The sequence below is a fragment of the Kitasatospora sp. NPDC043949 genome, assembly GCF_056435365.1.
Genome location: NZ_JBWKEQ010000052.1, coordinates 48,290 through 54,999 on the forward strand (window position 1 = coordinate 48,290; position 6,710 = coordinate 54,999).

Genomic DNA, 6,710 nt, shown 5'->3' on the forward strand with positions numbered 1-6,710 from the left:
ACCGGCCGGGGTGGGGCCGTGTCCCGCGCAGTTCCAGTGCGGCGAGGCATTCCCGCCGGGTGGGCGGGAGGTTTCCGGGGGGTCGGGGAAGTTCGCCCGGATGGCCGCCGTTCGAGGGCTGCCATCCGCCATCCGGACGCGCGCTGGCCCGGCCCGGCGCCCGGCCGCTACGGTGCGGTACGCGCGGCTCCTCCAGCCGCACTCCGCCAGCGACACTCCTCCACCGTGGCTCTGCCGCCTGCGGAACCCGCAGAACCCGTAGGACCCGCAGAGCCCGCAGACCGGAAAGGCCGCCCGCCATGACCGACGCCGCCAGCCAGCAGCCCGCCGACGCCCCCGGCGCCCCCGACGCCGAGGTGATCGCCCTGGCCGGAAAGCTCTTCGACGCCGCCCGGGCCGGCGAGACCGACACCCTGGCCGCCTACGTGGACGCCGGCGCGCCCGCCGACCTCACCAACGACCGCGGCGACACCCTGCTCATGCTCGCCGCCTACCACGGCCACGCCGCCACCGTCGAAGCCCTGCTGGCGCGAGGCGCCGACCCGAACCGCGCCAACGACCGCGGCCAGACCCCGCTCGCCGGCGCCGTCTTCAAGGGCGCCGAGGACGTGCTGACCGTCCTGCTGGACGGCGGCGCCGACCCCGCCGCCGGCACCCCGAACGCCGTCGACACCGCACGGATGTTCGGCAAGAACGAGCTGGTCGCCCGTTTCGAGGCCCGCTGATCCAGGTCGTAGGCTCTTCCCTCATGAAGAGCACCACCATGGAGGCCGGAACCGTCGAGTTCCGCGTCACCGGCTACGCCCACCCCGACGCCCAGGCCCTGTCGGCGGAGGTGCAGCAGGAGTACGTCCGCCGCTACGGCGACCCCGACGAGACCGTGCTGCACCTCGATGACTTCGACTCGCCGGCCGGTCTGTTCCTGGTCGCCTACCTCGACGGCCGACCGGTCGCCTGCGGGGGCTGGCGGGCCAAGCAGGCCGGGCCGGACGGGCTGCGTGACGGCGACGTCGAGCTGAAGCGGATGTTCGTGGTCCCCGCCGCCCGCGGCCGTGGCCTGGCCCGGGCGGTGCTGCGCCGCCTGGAGCAGACCGCCGCCGAGGCCGGACGCACCCGCGTCATCCTGGAGACCGGCACCGAGCAGCCCGAGGCCGTGGCGCTGTACGGGTCCGAGGGGTACGCGGCGATCCGGAAGTTCGGCATCTACCGCGACCACCCGCAGAGCATCTGCCTCGGCAAGGAACTTCCCGCGGCGGCCTGACCGGCCCGCCCGCCGGGTAGGCTCACGACACCTCTGAGGGGGGACGATGAGCCAGCAACCGCCAGGAGCCGACCGGCTCCCCGCCCTGGCCGCGCCCGGTGGGGAGCTGGACCGGCTGGTCCGGGGCGGCGTGCGCACCGTCGGGGCCGGCGCCGTCTGGGCCGTCGGCGATGCCGGGGGGACGCTCGGCGGCGGCGCGCACGGCATGCTCGGGCAGGGCCCGTACGCCCGGCTCGCCCCCGGGCCGGACACCCGGTACGACCTCGCCAGCCTCACCAAGATCATCGCCCTCTGGCCCTGCGCCGGAGTGCTCCGGCAGGCCGGGCGGCTCCCGCTCGACGCACCGCTCGGCCACTGGTGGCCGCCCGCCTCCGGGCACCCTGCCGGTGCGGTGACGGTCCGTCAACTCCTCGCGCACACCGCCGGAATGCTCCCTCGCACCGGATTCGAGCAGCTCTACGGGCGCGACCTCGCGGCGATCCGGGCCGGGGTGATCGCCGCCCCGCTGCACCGCGCCCCCGGTGCGGCCGTCGAGTACACCGACCGCGCCGCCGTCCTGCTCGGCTACCTCGTCGAGGACCTCGGCGGCGCGCCGCTGGACGAGCTCGCCACCCGCTGGATCTGGCGGCCGCTCGCCATGGCCGACACCCGGTACGGGCCGCTCGGCCCCGCCGACACCGCCCGCACCGCGCCCACCGAGTACGACCCGCGGGCCGGGATCCACCTGTGCGGCGTCGTCCACGACCCCTCGGCCCGGCTGCTCGGCGGCGTCTCCGGCAACGCCGGGGCCTTCTCCACCGCCCGCGACCTCGCCCGCTTCCTCGCCGCGCTGCTCGCCCCGCCGCCCCAACTGCCTTGGGGCGAGGCCTGGATCGCCGAGTCGCTGCGCGAACAGACCGGCGGCCTCGCCCCCGCCCGCGGCCTGTCCTGGCTGTACGCCCCCGGCACCGACCCCGCCGAGGGCGCCTTCGTCCACTACGGCTTCACCGGCACCGGCATCTGGATCTCCCGGCGGCTCGGCCGCTGGGCGCTGCTGCTCACCAACAAGGTCCACTACGACCGCGACATCCAGCCGCTCACCGACCTGCGCAACGCCTACCGGCGGGCGGTCTTCGGTTAGGGGCTCTCTTTCGGATCGCGCCGGACGCGCGGCGTGATCCGAAAGAGAGCCCCTGGGTCCGTTCCTGCGTCGAGTACCCGATCGGGTGGATTAGGGCACGAACCGCCGGATCCGGCACGGGGGTTGCGGCAGAGTGGCCACCGCGACGGGGCACCGGCGGAGGAGGCGCGATGACGGACACCTGGCTCTCGGAACAGGACTGGCTGGCCGGACTGCTGCGCGCCTACGTCGGCTGCAGCGTGCTGCTCACCGGCGAAGGCGGCGACGTCCTGCTGCTGAAGGCCAGTTACCGCGCCCAGTGGCAGTTCCCCGGCGGCGGGATGGACCCGGGCGAGGGCCCCGCCGAATGCGCCGCCCGCGAACTGCGCGAGGAGACCGGGCTGGTGGCCGGCGAGCTGCGGCTGCTCGTCGTCGAGTGGCGCGATCCGATCCCCGGCCAGGGCGAACACGCCCACCCCGCCGTGCAGTTCATGTTCGACGGCGGAACGGTCCCGGCCGGCGCGACCATCCGGGTACAGGCCGAGGAGATCGCCGAGTACGGGTACTTCACCCCCGCCCGGGCGGCCGCACTGCTGCACCCCTGCGCGGCGCGCCGACTCGCCCGGGCCCTGGCGGCCCGGCGCACCGGCGCCACCGCGCTGCTGCACTCCACGGGATACGTAGGCTGACGATCCATCAAATATGCCAGTCCGTCAGACCCGTCAGACCAGCGTGCTCCAGTAGTACCAGAACCGATTGAGGATCAGCAGCGCGATCACCGCCGCCCACAGCACCGGCACCGCCCAGTGGTAGCGCGCCGCCTCCCGCACGACCGGCCGCAGCCGCGGGCCCACCGGGATCACCCCCGTCCGGAGGTTGTGCAGCGTCGTGTACCAGAACAGCACCACCACCGTCGCCCACACCACCATGCAGTACGGGCACAGCGCGCCGATCCGGTACAGCGCCTCGTCGATCAGCCAGTGCACGAACACCACCCCCAGCAGGGTGCCCGCGTGCAGGCCCAGCCAGAACCAGCGCCGGTACGCGGCACCGGCCAGCAGCCCCGCCCCGACCGCCGCCAGCGCGCCGAAGGCGGCCAGCCCGAGCAGCGGGTTCGGGAACCCGAAGACCTCCGCCTGCTCGGTGCGCATCACCGAACCGCAGCTGATCACCGGATTGAGGTTGCAACTGGGGACGTAGGACGGGTTCTCCAGGATGCGGAGCTTGTCGAAGGTCAGGACGGCCGAGGCGGCCAGCCCGATCAGCCCGCCGAGGAACAGCAGCAGGGAGAACGCCCGGCCCGCGCCGACCGGCGCACGGCCGGGGGCGCCGGGGGCGGGAGGGGAGGGGTGCACAGAGGTAGCGGCGGACATGGCAGCACACTCCGGTGGCTGGGAGGAGCCGGCCCGGCCGGGGTTCGGCCGGGCCGGTGGTGCCGTGCTTACTTCAGGCCGGCGGCCTGCTTCACCTGGGCGGTGAACTGCTCCGGCGTCACCGTGGACTGGCCGCTGAACAGCGTGATCGGCTTGCCGTCCACCTTGACCGTCGGGGTGCCCGTCACCCCGCTGCCGTTGAACGCGTCCGCGACCTTCGCCGCCCACGGCGCGTACGTCTTGTCGGTGACGGCCTTCACGAAGGCGTCCGTCTTCAGCCCGGGCACCTGGCCGGCCAGGTCGAGGATGTGGTTGACGTTGCCGAAGTCGTCCTTCCGCTCGTCGGGCTGGTTGGCGTACAGCACGTCGTGGAACTGCTTGAACTTGTCCACGCCCTCGTTCAGCGCGGCCCCCGCGGCGGCCAGCGCGGTGCGCGAGCCCTTGCCGCCGAGGGCGTTGTCCAGGAACGCCGCCAGGTGGAACTCCACCTTGACCGAGCCGTCCTCGGTCAGCTTCTTGACCGCCTCGCCGTTCGCCGCCTCGAAGTGCTTGCAGACCGGGCAGCGGAAGTCCTCGTACACCTCCATGGTGTGCGGGGCGTCGGCCTTGCCGTAGGTGATCACCGTGCCGTCCGGGCCGGAGGCGTTCGCCGGGACGACCAGCTCCGTCGGCGCGGCCGCATCGGCGGCCGCCTTCGAGTCCTTCTTGCCGGACGCCGAGTTGATCGCGACCGCCGCTCCGCCCGCGAGGGCGAGCACCGCGACGGCGGACACCACCACGACGATCCGCTGACGGCGCTTCGAGGCCGCCTGCTCGATGCGCTGCGCCTCCTGGATCCGCTCACGGGCACTGATGCGCTTGGCCTGCTGCTTGCTGGGGGTCTGAGCCATGGAAGGTCAACTCCTGTACGCGGCGCGCGGATGCGCGCGGGAAACCGCACCGGGTGCGGCGGGATCGAGTGAACGCGGGAGTTGTGCGCGCTGCCTGCGGACGAACGTGCGCGGCGGCCCCAAAAGGCCTCGGGAAGGCCTCGGGCGGGTCAGCAGGCAGGCGCGAGAACCGGCGGACCACGCCGGGGAGCCGGGCTCAGCACCACGTCCTCGCGGCGCGGCCGCACGCGGTCCGACACCGGCAGCGGCACCCGCAGCACCGGCCGAACCGGAGCCGGGAGCAGCAGCAGGACCAGGGCGCGCAACGGGCGGGCCAGCGACTGGCGCAGCGCGCGCAGCGACCGGGCCAGGCCCGACAGGGCCGCGTCGCCCAGCCGCAGCCAGGCAGCGGCGGCCAGTGCGATCACCAGGTGCACCAGCAGGAGCAGCACCTGGGTCGCCGCCGGGGCCAGCGGCCCCACGTGGCCCAGCGGACCGGCCAGCAGCGACCCGTCCACCGAACCGCCGCCACACACCAGGAGGTTCACGCCGCGCGCGGGCACGTGCTCGGACAGGATCGGCCCACAGCCGGCCTGCCCCAGGTTGAACGTCGTGTTGAGCAGCAGCTCGACCGGCACCAGCACACCGGAGATGTGCAGCAGCCGCCGCTCCCCGCCGGCCAGCGCGGCCGCGACCAGGAAGACGACGGCGGTCGCGGCCGCCACCAGCGAGAGCGGCAGCGGGCGACCCGTGATGACCACCTGGCCCAGCGCGGACAGCGGCACGGCGAGCGCGGTGAACACCGCGGCCCGCAGGGCCCTGATCGCATGGGTGGAGGTCGTCACGTCCCGGAGTATGCCACGACGCTTACATCCGGCACGAGGGCGCGTACCCGGGGAGTGGAAGCGTTGTCCGCCGGAGGCCGTTCGTTCACCCGCCTGACGCGCGCTCAGCCGGGATCGCTTCGCTGTTCGTGCGGGTCGGCGTCCTGTGCGCCGCGCGGTCGTCCCGGGCCTGCTCGTCCCCGCCCGGGCCTGCTCGTCCCCGTCGCGGTCCTGGTCGTCGTCGGGCACCGGGGCCCGTAGCCTGGAATGCGTTCCCGGTGACCCCGATGAGGGGGTGAGCGCTCATGGCGCGACCCGCCACCACGGTGGGGCAGGTGCTGCTGGACCGCCTCGGCGCCCAGGCGGCGGTGCTGGCCGGCCTCGACGACGCCGTCCGGGCGGACGAACCGGACGCGGTGCACCGGATGCGGGTCGCCTGCCGGCGGCTGCGCAGCGCCCTGCGGACCTTCCGGCGGCTGTTCGCCCCCGGGGCCACCGACCACCTGGTCGCCGAACTGCGCTGGCTCGCAGCCGCCCTCGGCCGCGCCCGGGACGGCGAGGTGCTCGCCGAGCGGCTGGCCGCCCAGGCCCGGGCACTGCCCGCCGTCTGCCGGCCGGAGCGGGTCGCGGCGGAGCTGGAGCGGTGGGGGCGGGCCGAGTACCGGCAGGCCTGGCCCGAGGTGCTCGCGGCCCTCGACAGCCCGCGCCGCCGCGCCCTCGCCGACGCCCTCGCCACCCTCCTCGCCGACCCCCCGCTGCGCCGCCGGGCCGGCCGTGACGCCGTCCCCGAGCTGGCCCGGATCGCCGAGCGCGAGCAGCACCGCACCGGCGAGCGCGTCCGGGCGGCCCTCGACGCCGGGGCCGGGCCCGCCGAGCAGCGCGACCGCGCCCTGCACGAGGCCCGCAAGGCCGCCAAACGCGCCCGCTACGCCGGCGAGACCGCCGCCCCGGCGGTCGGCGCGGCCGCCGAGCGGTACACGGACCGGATGAAGGCCGTCCAGGAACTGCTGGGCGAGCACCAGGACGCGGTGATCGCCGCCGACACCCTCGCCGGGCAGGCCGCCGACAGCGGCGAGCCCTTCGGCCTCGGGGCGCTCTACGCCCGCCAGCTCACCGCCGCCGAGACGGCCCGGGCCAGGCTGCCCCAGGTGTGGGACCGGGCGGCGGGGCGCAAGCTGCCGCGGTTCGGCTAGGCAGTGTCGTCAAAGTGATCTTGGCTAGTGGATCATGGTGTGGTGATACGTCGCCATGAACTCTCCGATGCCGAGTGGGGCTTGGTGGAGC

8 protein-coding genes are annotated in these 6,710 nt (G+C 74.7%); 5 read left to right on the forward strand and 3 right to left on the reverse strand.

Going from position 1 to position 6,710, the window contains the following annotated elements; genetic code table 11:
- Positions 1-299 precede the first annotated feature (299 nt).
- The 4 genes from AC07AL_RS31615 (at position 300) to AC07AL_RS31630 (ending at position 3,049) form a co-directional block, all read left to right on the forward strand.
- Positions 300-725 carry an ankyrin repeat domain-containing protein gene (locus AC07AL_RS31615; RefSeq protein ID WP_363581694.1) on the forward strand — a complete coding sequence of 142 codons (426 nt, stop codon included), beginning with the start codon at positions 300-302 and terminating at the stop codon, positions 723-725.
- A gap of 23 nt (positions 726-748) precedes the next feature.
- Positions 749-1,261: a GNAT family N-acetyltransferase gene (locus AC07AL_RS31620; RefSeq protein WP_363581696.1), complete on the forward strand. Its 513-nt coding sequence runs from the start codon at positions 749-751 to the stop codon at positions 1,259-1,261.
- Positions 1,262-1,307: 46 nt separating this feature from the next.
- The gene (locus tag AC07AL_RS31625) at positions 1,308-2,381 is read left to right on the forward strand and encodes a serine hydrolase domain-containing protein (protein ID WP_478319071.1); all 1,074 of its coding nucleotides are present in this window, start codon (positions 1,308-1,310) and stop codon (positions 2,379-2,381) included.
- A gap of 170 nt (positions 2,382-2,551) precedes the next feature.
- A complete protein-coding gene (locus tag AC07AL_RS31630; protein WP_363581700.1) occupies positions 2,552-3,049 on the forward strand; it encodes an NUDIX hydrolase in 498 nt (165 codons plus the stop codon).
- A 33-nt stretch (positions 3,050-3,082) separates the two neighbouring features.
- On the opposite strand, the gene AC07AL_RS31635 is transcribed toward AC07AL_RS31630, so the two are convergent.
- From AC07AL_RS31635 to AC07AL_RS31645, 3 genes are all read right to left on the reverse strand, one after another.
- Positions 3,083-3,733 (reverse strand): vitamin K epoxide reductase family protein, encoded by a 651-nt coding sequence (locus AC07AL_RS31635; protein WP_363628236.1) that lies wholly within the window; start codon positions 3,731-3,733, stop codon positions 3,083-3,085.
- Positions 3,734-3,801: 68 nt separating this feature from the next.
- On the reverse strand, positions 3,802-4,623 hold the full coding sequence (locus AC07AL_RS31640) for a DsbA family protein (RefSeq protein WP_363581704.1): 822 nt from the start codon (positions 4,621-4,623) through the stop codon (positions 3,802-3,804).
- 149 nt (positions 4,624-4,772) lie between these two features.
- On the reverse strand, positions 4,773-5,447 hold the full coding sequence (locus tag AC07AL_RS31645) for a hypothetical protein (RefSeq protein WP_350883589.1): 675 nt from the start codon (positions 5,445-5,447) through the stop codon (positions 4,773-4,775).
- A 284-nt stretch (positions 5,448-5,731) separates the two neighbouring features.
- Here AC07AL_RS31645 and AC07AL_RS31650 point away from each other — a divergent pair, with 284 nt between their 5' ends.
- Positions 5,732-6,619, forward strand: a complete 888-nt coding sequence (locus AC07AL_RS31650) for a CHAD domain-containing protein (RefSeq protein WP_363581706.1) — start codon at positions 5,732-5,734, stop codon at positions 6,617-6,619.
- Positions 6,620-6,710 lie beyond the last annotated feature (91 nt).

What these genes read in the sequence shown, in the direction of transcription:
- AC07AL_RS31615 (WP_363581694.1), top strand. Translation starts at nt 300, where the DNA reads ATGACCGACGCCGCCAGCCAGCAGCCCGCCGACGCCCCCGGCGCCCCC.
- AC07AL_RS31620 (WP_363581696.1), top strand. Translation starts at nt 749, where the DNA reads ATGAAGAGCACCACCATGGAGGCCGGAACCGTCGAGTTCCGCGTCACC.
- AC07AL_RS31625 (WP_478319071.1), top strand. Translation starts at nt 1,308, where the DNA reads ATGAGCCAGCAACCGCCAGGAGCCGACCGGCTCCCCGCCCTGGCCGCG.
- AC07AL_RS31630 (WP_363581700.1), top strand. Translation starts at nt 2,552, where the DNA reads ATGACGGACACCTGGCTCTCGGAACAGGACTGGCTGGCCGGACTGCTG.
- AC07AL_RS31635 (WP_363628236.1), bottom strand. Translation starts at nt 3,733, where the DNA reads ATGTCCGCCGCTACCTCTGTGCACCCCTCCCCTCCCGCCCCCGGCGCC.
- AC07AL_RS31640 (WP_363581704.1), bottom strand. Translation starts at nt 4,623, where the DNA reads ATGGCTCAGACCCCCAGCAAGCAGCAGGCCAAGCGCATCAGTGCCCGT.
- AC07AL_RS31650 (WP_363581706.1), top strand. Translation starts at nt 5,732, where the DNA reads ATGGCGCGACCCGCCACCACGGTGGGGCAGGTGCTGCTGGACCGCCTC.